The sequence below is a fragment of the Pseudoalteromonas sp. SR45-1 genome, from assembly GCF_014163655.1.
GTDB classification, from domain to species: Bacteria; Pseudomonadota; Gammaproteobacteria; order Enterobacterales; family Alteromonadaceae; genus Pseudoalteromonas; species Pseudoalteromonas distincta.
The window spans coordinates 80,954-95,976 of the sequence record NZ_JACJDR010000011.1; the positions used below are offsets into that span (position 1 = coordinate 80,954).

The 15,023-nt window shown below is 37.2% G+C and carries 11 protein-coding genes; 6 read left to right on the plus strand and 5 right to left on the minus strand.

The genetic code is table 11. The features are described 5' to 3' along the window. Positions 1-38: 38 nt before the first annotated feature. Complete coding sequence (locus H5089_RS12620; RefSeq protein ID WP_370626123.1) at positions 39-266, minus strand: hypothetical protein; 228 nt, start codon at positions 264-266, stop codon at positions 39-41. Between the two features lie 323 nt (positions 267-589). Here H5089_RS12620 and H5089_RS12625 point away from each other — a divergent pair, with 323 nt between their 5' ends. Further along, positions 590-1,972 carry a Na+/H+ antiporter NhaC family protein gene (locus tag H5089_RS12625; protein WP_024604188.1) on the plus strand — a complete coding sequence of 461 codons (1,383 nt, stop codon included), beginning with the start codon at positions 590-592 and terminating at the stop codon, positions 1,970-1,972. 69 nt (positions 1,973-2,041) lie between these two features. Here the strand turns inward: H5089_RS12625 and H5089_RS12630 are convergent, their stop codons facing one another. After that, the gene (locus tag H5089_RS12630) at positions 2,042-4,924 is read right to left on the minus strand and encodes an insulinase family protein (protein ID WP_182712330.1); all 2,883 of its coding nucleotides are present in this window, start codon (positions 4,922-4,924) and stop codon (positions 2,042-2,044) included. Positions 4,925-5,160: 236 nt separating this feature from the next. Here H5089_RS12630 and H5089_RS12635 point away from each other — a divergent pair, with 236 nt between their 5' ends. After that, on the plus strand, positions 5,161-5,577 hold the full coding sequence (locus tag H5089_RS12635) for an MAPEG family protein (protein ID WP_149603619.1): 417 nt from the start codon (positions 5,161-5,163) through the stop codon (positions 5,575-5,577). 67 nt (positions 5,578-5,644) lie between these two features. On the opposite strand, the gene H5089_RS12640 is transcribed toward H5089_RS12635, so the two are convergent. Then, complete coding sequence (locus H5089_RS12640) at positions 5,645-6,385, minus strand: peptidylprolyl isomerase (protein ID WP_182712331.1); 741 nt, start codon at positions 6,383-6,385, stop codon at positions 5,645-5,647. A gap of 250 nt (positions 6,386-6,635) precedes the next feature. Between H5089_RS12640 and H5089_RS12645 the strand changes: the two genes are divergently transcribed. Continuing rightward, positions 6,636-6,821, plus strand: coding sequence for a hypothetical protein (locus tag H5089_RS12645; protein ID WP_024594581.1), 186 nt, complete (start codon positions 6,636-6,638; stop codon positions 6,819-6,821). A gap of 87 nt (positions 6,822-6,908) precedes the next feature. Then, a complete protein-coding gene (gene ushA / locus H5089_RS12650; protein ID WP_182712332.1) occupies positions 6,909-8,540 on the plus strand; it encodes a bifunctional UDP-sugar hydrolase/5'-nucleotidase UshA in 1,632 nt (543 codons plus the stop codon). Positions 8,541-8,569: 29 nt separating this feature from the next. On the opposite strand, the gene H5089_RS12655 is transcribed toward ushA, so the two are convergent. Then, positions 8,570-9,514, minus strand: coding sequence for a hypothetical protein (locus H5089_RS12655; protein WP_024594579.1), 945 nt, complete (start codon positions 9,512-9,514; stop codon positions 8,570-8,572). Next, positions 9,507-10,373, minus strand: coding sequence for a hypothetical protein (locus H5089_RS12660; RefSeq protein WP_182712369.1), 867 nt, complete (start codon positions 10,371-10,373; stop codon positions 9,507-9,509). The genes H5089_RS12655 and H5089_RS12660 overlap by 8 nt, the downstream gene beginning before the upstream one ends. Positions 10,374-10,624: 251 nt before the next feature. On the opposite strand from H5089_RS12660, the gene H5089_RS12665 reads away from it, so the two are divergent. Both H5089_RS12665 and H5089_RS12670 read left to right on the plus strand, forming a co-directional pair. Beyond that, on the plus strand, positions 10,625-11,479 hold the full coding sequence (locus H5089_RS12665; protein WP_024594577.1) for a S1/P1 nuclease: 855 nt from the start codon (positions 10,625-10,627) through the stop codon (positions 11,477-11,479). A 43-nt stretch (positions 11,480-11,522) separates the two neighbouring features. Then, positions 11,523-14,729: a TonB-dependent receptor gene (locus H5089_RS12670; RefSeq protein WP_182712333.1), complete on the plus strand. Its 3,207-nt coding sequence runs from the start codon at positions 11,523-11,525 to the stop codon at positions 14,727-14,729. The last annotated feature ends 294 nt before the right edge of the window (positions 14,730-15,023 follow it).

Sequence of the window (15,023 nt, forward strand, 5' to 3'; positions counted from 1 at the left end):
TATGCTGTGTTATCGCCTATTTATGGGGAATAACCACACTACATAGGCTCTGCCTTGCCTAAATACCAAACATACTGCTGCAAATTTAACCTCGAAAGATAAACAGGCCCTATAATGTACGACTTGGCATCATCAAGGGTATAGATTGCTTTATCACCAATATGCTCTATGAAACTCGCCTGATTAACTAGCTTAAGTAAAATAGCTGCATCAAGCTCATTTGCATGGCGCAACAACAATCGATTTGTTTTAAATACAGCGTTCAATGTAAGCTCCTCTAAAAAACTTTGTTTTGCATGTAACTTTTTGTTGACTGAAATTAAAAAGCAGATTATTTTTGCGCCGATGTTTTTACAGGCACAACAATAGCGGTTTGCACTCCTTGCACCGTCTGGCGCCAAAGCCAACGCGTTTCACTTAAGCCGCTATTTAACATAACTGTTTATGTGTCTCTCCCTCGCGTACAAAAGCAGTGACTTGGAAGATGATTTTACAACAAACTTATCATCTTCTTTGTTTTTGTATAAGCAGTTTAAAAATTAATACTATTGTAATTTTTATACATGCTTTTAATTTTGTGAATACTTAAATGCTTGAACCTTCTGCGTTAAGTTTACTGCCACCTTTGGTGGTAGTTGTATTGGCTGTTGTATTACGCCGCCCTATTTTATCTTTACTTATTGGTGCTTTAGTTGGTTTAGTTATCGCCGATCCTGCACAGGTACTTACTAACTTTGCGAGTACATCGCTAAAAGTGATGACAGACGAAACCATCGGCTGGCTAATACTTGTATGTGGTGGCTTCGGTGCTTTAATCGCGCTATTAGTGCGCACAGGTGGCGCATCGGCTTTTGGCAAGTTAGCCCTTAAATACACTAAAGGTAAACGCTCATCTTTGTTTATGACCTTTTGTTTGGGTGTAGTTATTTTTATTGATGACTACTTAAATGCGCTTACCGTGGGTGAAACCATGAAACGCATTACCGATAAATTTAAAGTGAGCCGTGAGATGCTTGCCTATGTTGTAGACTCTACTGCTGCACCAATTTGTGTACTTGTCCCTTTATCTACCTGGGCGGTTTTTTTTGGTGGCTTACTTGTAGATAACGGTATTGCAGAAGAAGGCAAAGGGATTGCAGTTTATATCCAAGCCATACCGTACATGTTTTATGCGTGGTTTGCAGTGCTTGTTGTTTTACTTGTTGTGCTGGGTATTATTCCTGCGATTGGTCCAATGAAAAAAGCAGAGCAAATGGCACAAATTGAGCAAGCTCAAGTCGACCCTGCTCAATACAATGACGTTCAAACAGCGGATGAATATGCGGTAAAAGCCGTAGAAGAGAACTTTGAAGATGCTGATCCTAAAGGTAAATTACGTAACTTTTTGGTGCCGATTATTTTACTGGTTGCATTTACTGTTTACTTTGAAATAGACGTATACAAAGGCTTATTAGCAACAATGGCGGTCACTCTCCCGTTTTATGCTCTACAAAAATTAATGAGTGTAAGTGAAATGATTGAACGCATGCTTGATGGCTTTAAAAGTATGATCCCCGCGATTGGTACTGTTATAGCTGCGTTTATATTTAAAGATGTATGCGACTTAATTGGTTTGCCTCAGTTTGTTATTGGCAGCTTAAGTCCTTATATGACCGCTGCATACTTACCAGCCGTGGTATTTATTTCAATGGCTATTTTAGCGTTTGCAACGGGGTCTAGCTGGGGTATTTTTGCTGTATCAATTCCCATTGTTATGCCACTGGCTAATGCGGTTGATGCAAACATACCACTGGTCATTGGGGCGCTATTATCGGCTTCTTCTTTTGGTAGCCAAGCGTGTTTTTACTCAGATTCAACCGTACTCGCAGCGCAAGGTTCTGGTTGTAATTTAATGAGCCATGCTGTTACACAATTGCCATACACGCTAATTGCTGCGGCATTAGCTGTTATAGGCTTTTTGATAATGGCATAAATTAGCTGAATAAATAAAAACCCCAATGTAGTGATACATTGGGGTTTATTTTAGCTACATAAATAAAGCTTATTTTTGTAGTTTAATACCATTGTAATAGGCATCAAGCGTTGTGATTTTAGTTTGATTTGGTAAATCGGCAAAGTCACTTTCTATAAACTTAGTCCCGCGTAATTGCACATTTAAACGTGCAGCATTAGGGTTAAGCATTGTTTGCTTGTAGTAGTCTTTTATATCTGCAAGCGTTACTTTTTCAACTTCATCAATCAGCTTTTGCTTAGAATCAAAGGTAAAGTTTTCACGGTACCAATCGTTTATAAGTGGGCTCATTTCGTCACTTAAGTTTTTAGGCTGCTCTTTAAGTGATACAAGGGTAGAGTTTTTCAGCTGCTCAAAAGTCTCTTCGCTCATGTTATCAAGTTCAACTGCGTATTCTTTTTTAAATTTATCAAAACGAGCTTGTATTTCTTTTGGTCCTTTAACCGGTGTTTGGATATACAAACCAATTGCTGAGTAATCTTCAATTGGGCGAGCTAACGCACCTACTGCGTATGCAAGTTGCTCCTCAGTACGCATTTTATCAAACGCAACTGTTCTAAAGTGGCTTTGTAATACAGCTGCTTCTGCTTTTTGTTTGTAACCCGCAACAGGATGAACGGTCATATCGACCACCGCTACATCGGCTACATCAATATCTTTTTGCAGTACCAGCGTTTCGCCCGGTTGTGGCAACCACGCTTTGCTTCGTGCAAATTCACTGCGCTTATGATTACTTGGTAATGTTGCACTTAACTCTTGTGCAATCGCGTCTATATCTTGCTGATCGTAGTTACCGTAACTAAATACACGTAAATCGTTTTGTGCAAACGTAGCTGTTTTTAATTGTGCTAAGTCGGCAACACTCAGTGAGTCAGCGGCTTTAATAAGCGCATCTGTATCAAAGCCACCTGTACGCGTTAGTTTTGAATACTCGCCAAATGCTTGTGCATACGGAAACTGCTTTTGTTGGTTTAGTAAATTACGCTTAAAGCGATCTACCGCTTGGCTAAATGCTTGTGCTGTTTCATCGGCTTTTAATCCGGTTAAAGCTTGTTTAAGCAATACATCTTGCTTATCTGTAAAACCACTCATAGATAAAACAAGACCATTACTCGGTGCTAAGCTTACGCTCATACCGGCGATTGCTGCTTCGGTACTTAACTGACTTTGTTGAATATTGTATAAATCAGCCCAAACAGAATAAAGTACTTCTGCTTTAATATCGTTCAAACCGGGTTGAGTATTTATATAAACTTCGACAAGCCCTTTTGGCTGCTCTGCAAATTTTTGACTTGCTTGGCGCCATACTTTTACACCACTTTTATCGTAAGCAAGTTCTGGGTGTTTTTGCTCTTTAAATGCTTGCGTTTTTATTGCAAAATTTTCAGGCAATAAATTGTTTACTGTTGGTAGTGCTAACTTAAATTCGCTTGGTTTTTTCCAGCTGGCAATTTCATCATCGCTAATATCACTGATGCGGTATTTACCGTCGTAAAAGTGTAGTTGTGAGTCTGTCTCTTCTTGCTGCGATACATACCAAATACGAAGGGTGTCGGCATTTAACTGCTCAAGTACATTGTTTACAGCGTCAGCGTCAAACTTTGCATAATAATAAGGTGCATTAATAGCGTGATTTAACGGATAATCTTGCATGCTTTGCGTAAGCGAACTTACATAATTAAATTCATCACCTTTTTCTAAAAACTTAAATTGGTTATTAAGGGAAGTACGAATTTCGTTGAAGTACTTGCTATCAACACCTTCTTTTTTAATTAGGTCGATGTACTGCATGATAGTTGCAACTATTTCATCACGATTTTTCATGCCTTCATCGGTAAGCTCTACATTTACATTTAACGAACCGTAGTTGCCATATTGATTTGGTGCAGCTGAAGCAGAAAGCTGAGACACCCACCCTTTATCACGAAGAAGTTGCGCTGGGCTGCCCGGCATTTCATTACTTAGTAAATACGCTACAAATCTATTTGGTTTAAGTGCAAATTCGCTATTATTATTAGCAATGGTGAAATCAAGTTGCAGCTGTTTTACATCTTCATTTGGTGCATAAAACACGCGTTTTCCGCCAGCGTTATCAAAATCAATTTTTGCAGTCACTGTTGGTTTTTCGATATTTTTATTTTTTATGTCAGCAAAGTATTTTTGCGCTTTTTGCTCCATTTCAGCAATAGGTAAATTAGAAATAAGCGCAACTTTCATAATATTTGAAGAGTAGTATTTATTATAAAAATCAACCGTTTCTTTATGAAGTGAACTGTTTTCTTTATCGCCAAGGGTTTCTAGGTTACCAATTAAAAAGCGATTAGCCGGGTGATCGCCCATCATTTTACGCGCGAGTTTAAATTGTCCAAAAAAGTCCATTTCGCGGCGCATTGACCACTCTGCGTTTACTGCATTTTTTTCTTTATCTGTGTATTCTGGGTATAACTTAGGCGCTTTGAAAAAGTCAGCAAAACGGTCTAGCCCTTCATCAAACGCGTCGTTATTAATTTTAAACATGTAATTAGTAATATCGAGCCACGTGTAAGCATTGTGCGCGCCACCATTTTTGGTCATAAAATCAGAATACCCTTTTGTGTCTGGGTAGCGATCTGTGCCTAAAAACAGCATGTGCTCTAAATAATGCGCCATACCTTGCTGCGACATCGGGTCGTGCAGTAAACCAACACCAACGCTTAGTGCCGCTGCTGATTTTTCAGCACCTGGATCTGACACTAAAATTACTTCAATGTCGTTTGCCAGCTTAAGTGTTTTATATTCGCGGTTATCGTTAGGACTTACGACTAACGTATCTGATAGTAAAGAGGCCTGAGGCGCCACTGAAACCGAAGCCGTATTTGAACAACCACTTAAAACTGCAAGTGCGATGGCACTAAAACCAATAATCTTTTTCATTTTTGTTTTCCATTAAAAAGTATTGCGCAAAATAGCGTGCGCCAATTCAAAGCAATATAGTTAAGCTAAACTAACATTTTCAATTAATAACTTTCTACAAAATAACGCTATTTTGTGTAACACATTGTGAAAAATGTCTTCATAATTGGATATTAGTTGGGAGTCTGCCAACCTTGCGAGACTAAAAATCATTCAATATCAAAAAATACGCAAATTCTAAATAATAAGGAAAAACAATGGAAAAAATCATCATACTTGCCATGTTTGCACAAGTTACGCTTTCACTGGTTGTCATGCTCATTATGGGTAAAAGGCGCTTTGCCGCAGCTAAAAATAAACAACTAGATTTAAGTGATTTTAAAACAATGCAGTTAGATAAGGCTGGCGACACTATTAGGGTGGCAGATAGAAATTTTTCAAATCAGTTTGAAATACCAGTGCTTTTTTACGCGGGGTGTTTACTTGCACTGCAACTAAATAGCGCCAGTACACTTGTGGCAATACTGGCCTGTTTATTTGTAGCAACACGTATTGTGCATAGCGTTATTCATTTAGGTGAAAACAACGTACGCGCACGTTTTAACGTATTTTTACTGGGTTGTGTTTGTGTGTTTTCAATTTGGCTAGCAATGGTTTGGCGAGTACTATTTTAAATAGCAAAGTTTAATAATAGTAATGTGGACGGCTGGTTTAGGCCATCCACATTAACGTTAATTTTAATTATTTAGCACGTTTTAAACGAGGTACCGCAAGTAAAAAAGCACCTAAAAGCCAAATTAACCCGCCGCCAGAACTGCTGCTAGGATCTGTTGATGTGTCAGAATCAATTAACGTATTTTCAGTAACAGTAAGGCCTGCTGCTGAATTAGGATCATCATCCATTACCGCCACATTTTGAATAGTCACTAAGTTAGCACTACTAATTGTTACATCAGTACTTGCACATTGCTCAGCAGTAATATCAACCACGGGTGTTTCACCACAGTGTACTAACGCTGCAATTTTATCTAACGTTGATTGGCTTGCTGCAGTAATTTGTCCAAACACAGTAAAGCCACCATTTTGCGTATCAAGTGCTGCACTATTGTCTGTAATATTAAAAAACCACTGACTTGTTGCGCTATTAGCATCACCCGATAATTTAGCCATCGCAATGGTGCCCTTAACATTAGAAAAAACGGGCTCATTTTCTACAGCAGGCTTTGTAGTAATCGCATCTAGCGAATCAGAAAATGTAAATCCACCACCTTGAATAACAAAGTTACTAACAGAGCGGTGAATTACTGTTTCGTTATATGAATCGTCTTGAACGTAACTTAAAAAATTTGCGACTGTTTTGGGGGTTTGTTGATCAAACAAGTTAATCTCTATGACACCTTGGCTCGTGTTCATTTCAACTATAGTAGCGGTGCTTGTAAAACTTGCTGCAGCAAATGCTGAGCCAAGTAAAAGTTTTTTCATGTTTTATTCCTGTTGTTATATTTTTTAAATAATTAGTTAATGCGTTAACACATTAATGCCATCGGCGACTAAAATCGATTCTAAAGTGTGAGTTGATACAATTAAGACCGTGTTGATAACAAATTAATTACATATGCCATTATTTATATTCTTTTTTGCTATATAAATCTAACTATTTAAAATTAAATCATCTTAAAAGTGTGGTCACTTATTTGTTACCTTAAAAAAACACAAACAACAGGACCTAACAATGCCACACACTAAACAAACAATTTGCGACTTTGGTTTACACAAAGGTGAACCATACACAAAACTACCGGCGAGCTTTTTAACGTGGATGGTAGGTATAAACCATACTAAGCGGGAATATGCGGATGCAGAGTTAAAGCGTCGCGAAAGTGCCGCCACAAATCGATTAACTGTACCTTCTAAATAAAATGTCAATAAGTACGTTTTTTTAGCATAAAACTAGTTTAAACTACCCGCTTGATAAATTAAGTAGACCTTAATCCATAGGTATTTTATGCGTATAATTATTTTATTTTCGATTATTTTTAGTGTACTTGGATGTACATCTCCTGCTCCTGAATCAACCTCTAACAGTACTCCTACTGAATATTTAACTGTTCTTCATACTAATGATAATCACGGCCGTTTTTGGCAAAACGAAAAAGGCGAATACGGTATGGCCGCTCGCAAAACGTTAATTGACTCTTTACGTAATGACGCCCAAAAGCAAGGTCATGCCGTTTTACTTCTCTCTGGTGGTGACATTAATACCGGTATTCCTGAGTCAGATTTACAAAATGCAGAACCTGACTTTAAAGGTATGTCGCTGATTGGTTATGATGCAATGGCATTAGGCAACCACGAATTCGATAATCCTATTGATGTTTTGAAGCAACAGCAAAAATGGGTGAACTTTCCTTTTCTATCAGCCAATATATTTGAAAAAGAATCAGGCGAACATGCGTTTGATAGCTATAAAATATTCAAAAAAAATGGCTTAACTATTGCTGTTATTGGATTAACAACAACAGACACAGCTAAAATTGGTAATCCTCAGTATATTGGCCACTTAGAGTTTAAAGACCCTGTTGACGTTACCGCAAAACTAGCTAAAGAAATAAAAGCTAAGTACAACCCTGACATTACCATTGCGCTGACTCATATGGGTCATTATGTTGATGCTAGCTTTGGCATTAATGCACCAGGTGACGTAACACTTGCTCGCTCACTTCCTGCAAACACACTTGATATGATCATTGGCGGTCACTCACAAGAACCTGTGTGTATGAGTGATACAAATGTAAATGACGATAACTTTAAACCTGGCCTTGCCTGTAAGCCAGACCAGCAAAACGGTACTTACATTATGCAAGCCCATGAATGGGGTAAGTATGTTGGTAAAGCTGAGTTTAAGCTTGAAAACGGAAAATTAACGTTACTAGACTACAAACTCATGCCTGTTAATTTGTATGTAGATAAAGTTCAAGCTGATGGCTCTACTAAAGCAGTATTAGCAAACGAGTACATTAAACCAGACCCTAAACTTGAATCTTATTTAGCGGTATACCAAGCTAAAGGCGCTAAACAAATTGAAGGTACCATTGGTGAAGTAGATGCTCGCTTAGAAGGTGACAGAAACAAAGTTCGTTACCAACAAACAAACCTTGCACGTGTAATTATTCAAGCTCAAATGGACGTAGTAAATGCAGACTTTGGATTAATAAGTGGCGGTGGTATTCGCAGCTCAATAGAGGCTGGTAAAGTAAGCTATAAAGATATTTTAAAAGTACATCCTTTTAAAAACCGCATTACTTATATGGATTGGCAAGGCAGTGATTTATGGGATTACTTAAATACAGTAACGAGCTTCCCACCGGATGCTGGTGCTTATTTGCAATACCATAAAATATCGTTTGAGCGTAAAAATAATCAGTTGGTTAATGTTTTGATCAATGGCGAACCGCTTAATAAAAATAAAACATACAGAATGAGTCTAAATAGCTATAACGCATCAGGCGGTGATGGTTATCCTGCACTTACAAATAAAAAAGGCTTTGTAAGTACAGACGAAACAGATGCTAAAGCACTTCAAGACTTTATTTCAAAAAATAGCCCTCTCAAAGCGGCTGAATTTACCCCTAAATAACCTCTAAGAATAAGAGGAAAGTAATCTAGTTACTTTCCTCTTATTTCAATATTACCCTTTTTAATATTTGCCAGCCCATAACTATGCAAACGAGAACGAGAGCCTTCTCCATAGGCTTTAGGTGGGTAATATAACTCTTTTTCTTCAGGACACTCGCTAAGTACTTCATCTAATGCCGCACGTATCTCACTCAAGGTTTTTTCTAGGCTATTATTAAAATTAGGCCTTTTTCTAACCGTATGACCAAGCTCTACCAACCTATAAAAATACTTGTTAGCGAGCTCTAGAAGCTCCTCAGGTACATCTTTATTATGACTAAGCGCTACATCATCGTTATTTGTACAATACTCTACAAGTGCTAAATAAAAGCATAATGGCTTATTGGCTAAACCCACTTTTTGCTCTGCACTACAACTACTTGATAGTGTTTTATCGTTAAGGTCAACTATAAGCATCAGCGGCGTAGGCTCTGTAATTGACTGATGCTGTGCATTATTAAACTGCTTATTACTTTGTTTAATAAACGCAAATTTTACCCAAAAACTAATCAACACACTTAATACTAAAAATATAAAATAGTAAATAAAATGGCTTAATGTAAAGTGGGTTTGCTGAACGTTAAATACAACTAATACAGGTCCGTTATTAGTGCTCAAACTACGTGTTATTTGGTGTAAGTTTACAGGTGCTAGCATTTCGCCTTTTGGTGCAATAGCAACAACTTTAAGATCGTTCGAATTAATGTAGCTATTTAAGGTTTTAATGTAGCTATTAACCGCATCTTTATTCCCCGAATGCTTTAGCAGCTCATTTGATAAATCAAGTAATGGTAAGTCGAGTGCTATTTGCCTTTCTATCTGCGTTATTTTTTGTTTAGTTACTTGCTGGCTTTTTTGAATTACAGAAATATAAAACACAGAAGATAAAGTTAAAAATAAGCATAGTAAAACAAGTAGTTGTTTATATTTACTCATCACTAACTTCCTCTTTTAAGTTTACTGAGCTAGTACCGCAACTCCAAAACGATTGTGCATTTTGATAATAATGCAAACTTTGATCTTTAGACATATCAAGCAAATTTGCCTGTACTGCACATAATAAATCAGTATTGTTTTGCTGCATTTTTAAATACCATCTTGTTCCAGTAATATTATTACTCAAAGGCGTAATATAGTTTTTTGAAAAACGTTTTTCGTCACTCTCTTTCCAAAACGAAGCAATAATATCTACTTTTCCGTCGGCGAGTAAATCGCGTAATTCGTTATGAGAACTAGCATAAGTGATTTTCAAATTAGCTAAATTTATATCCAGTTCTTTAAACATTTGCTTTGGTAAAATATGCCCTGATCGGCTGGTAGGATAATCAAGCAAACCTATGCGTTTATCTAAAAAATATTGTTTAGTAATTCGAGGTTTTTCTTTAGAAGATATAAAAAAAGCCGTGTAGTCAGAAAAACCAACTACGGGTTGGTAGTTATAGGTCGACTCCGCTTTAAATGCAGCCATAATATTACTTTTAGCCAAAATTAGGTCAGCAATTCCTTTACCAACAAACTCAAAGCTATCTGCCGTTCTATATCCCCAATACCCTTTTACCGAGCCATATTGCTTAGCTACTACGTTATCAGAGCATAACTTTTGTGTTAATAATTTGGCTATTTTTTTTGATTGTGTAAAAACAATTAATTGGCCTTTATTACTTGTAGCAGTTGTTTGACACTCTGTTGAGGTTTCGATCATAACCGGAAAATGTAAATCATCATTGTATACACTAACTTGACCGCAAACCCACGTAACGACCAACAATAGAAACAAAAATGTAACAATTAACATTTTGTGCAACACAATATTTTTATAATTCAAAGCAATGCCACCCAAAAATAGACGATATAGTGTATTTGAACAATTTCGCTTACCTATTACAACAAGTAATTTTACCTATTAAATATAAGAGACTGATTTTAAACGTAATTGAATAAGAAATTATGAATTTTAATAAGTCCTTCCTATCAACATTAAAAATGAGGACAATTGACCGCATTAGCTTATAGCAACCCCATGAAATATTCATTTAGGAAGTTTTAATGCATAACAATATAAAGTACTCGATATCTTCTGCGCTTTTGATTAGTGCGATATTCACAAGCACTAACTCACACGCTTGGGGTCAAAATGGCCACCGTATTGTAGGGCAGATTGCACAATCTCATATAAGCGAAACAACTAAAGCAGCAATTAAACCTTATTTAGATGGTGAGTCACTTGCGCAAATATCAACGTGGCCTGATGAAATGCGCTCTGCTCCTGGCGACTTTTGGCAAAAGAAATCATCTCGTTGGCATTACATTAATGCAGCCCCAGGAAAATCTTTCAGCTTCAATCACGATCATACTAAAAACAAAGAATCTGTAAGTAATATCCTCGAGGGTATTCACTATTCAATGCAAACGCTCACCGATAAAAATAGCACCTTAGATGCTAAACAGTTCAGTTTACGTTTTTTAGTGCATTTAGTAGGCGACAGTCATCAACCTTTTCATGCCGGTCGAGGTGAAGACAGAGGTGGTAACCGTATTAAGGTTTCTTTTTTTAACGAAGAAACAAACCTTCACAGCCTTTGGGATACAAAGTTAGTTGAGAACGAGAACTTGTCGTTTACTGAATACGCTCAATTTATTGATACAAATAACAGCGAATTAATTGCTGAGTATTTACAAAGCTCACCTAAAACTTGGGTTGAAGAATCACACAATTTAGCAACAAAAATTTATAAGTACACCAACGACGAAGTTGGGTACAGCTACATTTATAACAACACTCCAATTGTAAAAACACGCCTACAACAAGCGGGTATTCGACTAGCTGGACTATTAAACGCCTTATTTGACCCTTCTGCAAAAGAGTTAGATACGGCACTAAAAATGACGACTGATAAATAAACAGTATTAAATTTATATAACCTACACACGGGAAATCAACATTATGACTAAGCTTCGCCTTTCGAAATTAACTGGAGCGGTAATTTTAGCTCTAGGTGTTTCTACAAGCGCAATGGCTGCTGATACTTCATCTGCAATGCGTGGTAAAATTACGACGCCTTCAGGTGGCAGTGCTGCAAACGTTAAAATCAAAGTAGTTCACCAACCAACGGGAACTATTAGCGAACTAACTACAAACGAAAGTGGTACGTTTATCGCTAATGGCTTACGTGTAGGTGGTCCTTACATGGTTATCATCGATTCTGATACATTTAACGATACGACTGTTGAAAATATCTATCTAAATCTGGGTGAAACTTACCGTTTAAGCTCGCAGCTTGCTCCGCTAAACATCGAAAAGATTGAAGTGTCTGGTTATAAGATTGTTCAGCAATCAGGTGGCTCTAGCAGTACATTTGGCTCTGACACTATTGAGAATATGCCAAGCTTTAACCGTGATATTAAAGATATTGCGCGTTTAAATCCACTCGCCAGCATTAATGGTAGTGGTGAGCTAACGTTTGCAGGTAGTAACCCGCGTACCAACGGCTTAACTGTTGACGGTATTGGCCAAAATGATGACTTTGGTTTAAGTTACGGTGGCTACCCTACTTCGCAACCACCTGTAGCACTTGATGCAATTGAGCAAATTTCTGTTGATGTATCTCCGTTCTCAGCCTCTAAAGGTAACTTTGGGGGAGGTACCATTAATGCAGTAACAAAATCAGGTACTAATGAGTTTAAATTTTCTGGCTTTTATGAAATATCTACTCCTGATATTGCAGGTGATGTAGACAGTATTTCTCAAGTATATGCAGATGGTAACCCTGTTTTAGATGAAGATGGACACCGTACATACGTTATTGATCAGGTAGAACCAATTCAAACTGAGAAACGTTATGGCTTTAATGTTGGCGGCCCATTAATCGACGATACTTTGTTTTACTTTGTTAACTACAACAAATGGACAAGTGAACTTGATTTAGATTACGGTTTTGAAGGCTCTGGTGCAACGAATGAATATGATGTAACAGAAGAAAGCTACAACCAATTTATTAATATTTTAAATAATGAATACGGCTTAACCGATTCTCTAGGTGGTGACCCTAAAGATACAAACGAATCATTGCTTGTTAAATTAAGTTGGAATATTAATGATGATCATCGTTTAGATTTCACTTACCAATGGCAAGACGATAAAGACGAAACAAATGTCGGCACTGGCGGTAGTACAGTAAGCTTAGCGTCAAGCCGTTATACTTACGCTACTAAATTCAATAATTTTGCGACAAAATTATATTCAGACTGGAATGAAAACTTCTCAACTGAAATTGGTATCGCTTACAAAGATGTATCATCAAGAAGCTTAACTAACTCTGATATTGGCTTTGTGAAAGTTGAAGAGTACTTCCGTGGTCCAGCTTATGAGTTTGGTACAGATGAATTCCGCCATGCAAATAGCTCATCGACTGAAAACTTAACGCTTACTTTCGATGCCACTTACTTAATGGATGAGCACGAAATTAACTTTGGTATGCAGTATGAATCGCTAAATTTATATAACTTATTTGCATCTAACTCATTAGGTTCTTGGGAATTTGATGACTTCGAAGGTTTTGCAAACCGTGAAGTGGGTAACTTTAGAGGTACATACGACTTTTCTTACAGTAACGCGTACACAAATAACCCAAATGACACTGCATACGATGCGACACGTAACCAATTAGCACTTTATATCGAAGATACTTTTTATGTTGGTGATGATTTAGAAGTAACAGCTGGCGTTCGTTATGAGCGTTTATCATCAGACGATAAACCAACTTTAAACGAAAACTTTTTAAATACTTACGGCTTTAGCAATCAAGAGAATCTTGATGGTTTAGATATAATTTTACCGCGTATTGGCTTTAAATATTATGCAACTGAAGCATTAACCATTAATGGTGGTATAGGTCGATTCCAAGGTGGTATTCCAAACGTTTGGTACAATAACTCTTTCCAAAATGACGGTATTACATTTGTTGAAGCACCACAAAGCGCTATTAATGATTATTACGCCAATAACCAAGCCGATATTACGCAAGTACCTGACGCTATTAAAGACACGTTAGTCCAAGGTGCCGGTAGCACAAACTATGTTGACCCTGATTTTGAGCTTCCATCGAGCATAAGAGCTCAAGTTGGTTTTGAATACGAGTTTGACTCAGAACTACTTGGAGAAGGCTTCAAATGGCAAGCAGAAATTGCTTACCATAAAAAAGAAAACGAAGCTGTATGGCATAACACTGCTTTAAACCCAATTGGTGTTGCTGCTGATGGTGAGCGTGTAATTAACGAAAGTATTTATACTGGCGACCTTGCAGATAACTTTGATATTGCAATGACTAATTCATCTGACGATGGACGTTCAATCATTATTTCTACCGGCATTGCAAAAGAATTTGAAAATGGCCTGTATGTTTCTGCAAGTTATGCACACCAAGACGTAACTGAGGCCTCATCGGGTTCATCTTCTCGTGCTCAAAGTAACTACCAATACAACATTACACGTAACCGTAATGAAGACTTTGCAGATCGTGGTTCATACGAAGTAGAGCACAGCTTTAAAATAAACCTAGCGTATAACACTGAATTTTTCAGTGGTTATGCAACTAAGTTTAACGTGTATTTTGAACGCCGCTCTGGCCGTCCATTTAGCTACACTATGGGCATGTATCAAGATAGTGACTTAGGTGATACACGCGACTTTTACTCAAGCTCAGCTTACCTAGCTTACATTCCAACTGGCGCTGATGATCCAAATGTAAATTGGGATGAGTCTGGTTTATCTTGGAATGAATTAGAAACGCTTCTAAATCGTGCTGGTATCTCAGAACGTGGTGAAATTTTAGGCCGTAACTCAGGTACTCAACCTTGGGTTACTACGATGGATGTAAGTATCAAACAAGAAATCCCAGGTTTTGCTGAAGGTCACAGCGGTGAGGTTTACTTCATGGTTGATAACTTCGCAAACTTACTAAACAGTGATTGGGGTGTTGAAAAACGCTTAGGTTTCTCTGATCAAGCTGTTTATGATTTTGGTGGGTTAGATGATGAAGGTCGTTATATAATTGATGGCAAATTTAATGGTGCTGACGTTCGTAACTACAGTCAATACCAAACTAGCTCATCAGCTTGGCAGGCTAAAGTTGGTATTAGCTACAAGTTTTAAGTCTTAATAGGTAAGTAATAACACATTAAGTTATTTGTTAACAAAACCCATTGCAAAATTGTGATGGGTTTTTTGTTTTTCGCACCCCAATTTCACATGTTTGTCATAAAGCCCACGTAATATATACCCCGATATAGAGTTATTGCTCAAAAAAACACTCAAATAGACAAAAATAGTACTATTTATTAAAAATATATTGCAGTTGTATTTTATTTGTAACGAATAAATAAGGTACACTAGTAACGGATTTTGAATAAATGAACTTTAACTGTTTATTTTGAAAAATTTTAAAAT

What these genes read in the sequence shown, in the direction of transcription:
- H5089_RS12660 (WP_182712369.1), bottom strand. Translation starts at nt 10,373, where the DNA reads ATGTTAATTGTTACATTTTTGTTTCTATTGTTGGTCGTTACGTGGGTT.
- H5089_RS12630 (WP_182712330.1), bottom strand. Translation starts at nt 4,924, where the DNA reads ATGAAAAAGATTATTGGTTTTAGTGCCATCGCACTTGCAGTTTTAAGT.
- H5089_RS12635 (WP_149603619.1), top strand. Translation starts at nt 5,161, where the DNA reads ATGGAAAAAATCATCATACTTGCCATGTTTGCACAAGTTACGCTTTCA.
- H5089_RS12670 (WP_182712333.1), top strand. Translation starts at nt 11,523, where the DNA reads ATGACTAAGCTTCGCCTTTCGAAATTAACTGGAGCGGTAATTTTAGCT.
- ushA (WP_182712332.1), top strand. Translation starts at nt 6,909, where the DNA reads ATGCGTATAATTATTTTATTTTCGATTATTTTTAGTGTACTTGGATGT.
- H5089_RS12625 (WP_024604188.1), top strand. Translation starts at nt 590, where the DNA reads ATGCTTGAACCTTCTGCGTTAAGTTTACTGCCACCTTTGGTGGTAGTT.
- H5089_RS12645 (WP_024594581.1), top strand. Translation starts at nt 6,636, where the DNA reads ATGCCACACACTAAACAAACAATTTGCGACTTTGGTTTACACAAAGGT.
- H5089_RS12640 (WP_182712331.1), bottom strand. Translation starts at nt 6,385, where the DNA reads ATGAAAAAACTTTTACTTGGCTCAGCATTTGCTGCAGCAAGTTTTACA.
- H5089_RS12655 (WP_024594579.1), bottom strand. Translation starts at nt 9,514, where the DNA reads ATGAGTAAATATAAACAACTACTTGTTTTACTATGCTTATTTTTAACT.
- H5089_RS12665 (WP_024594577.1), top strand. Translation starts at nt 10,625, where the DNA reads ATGCATAACAATATAAAGTACTCGATATCTTCTGCGCTTTTGATTAGT.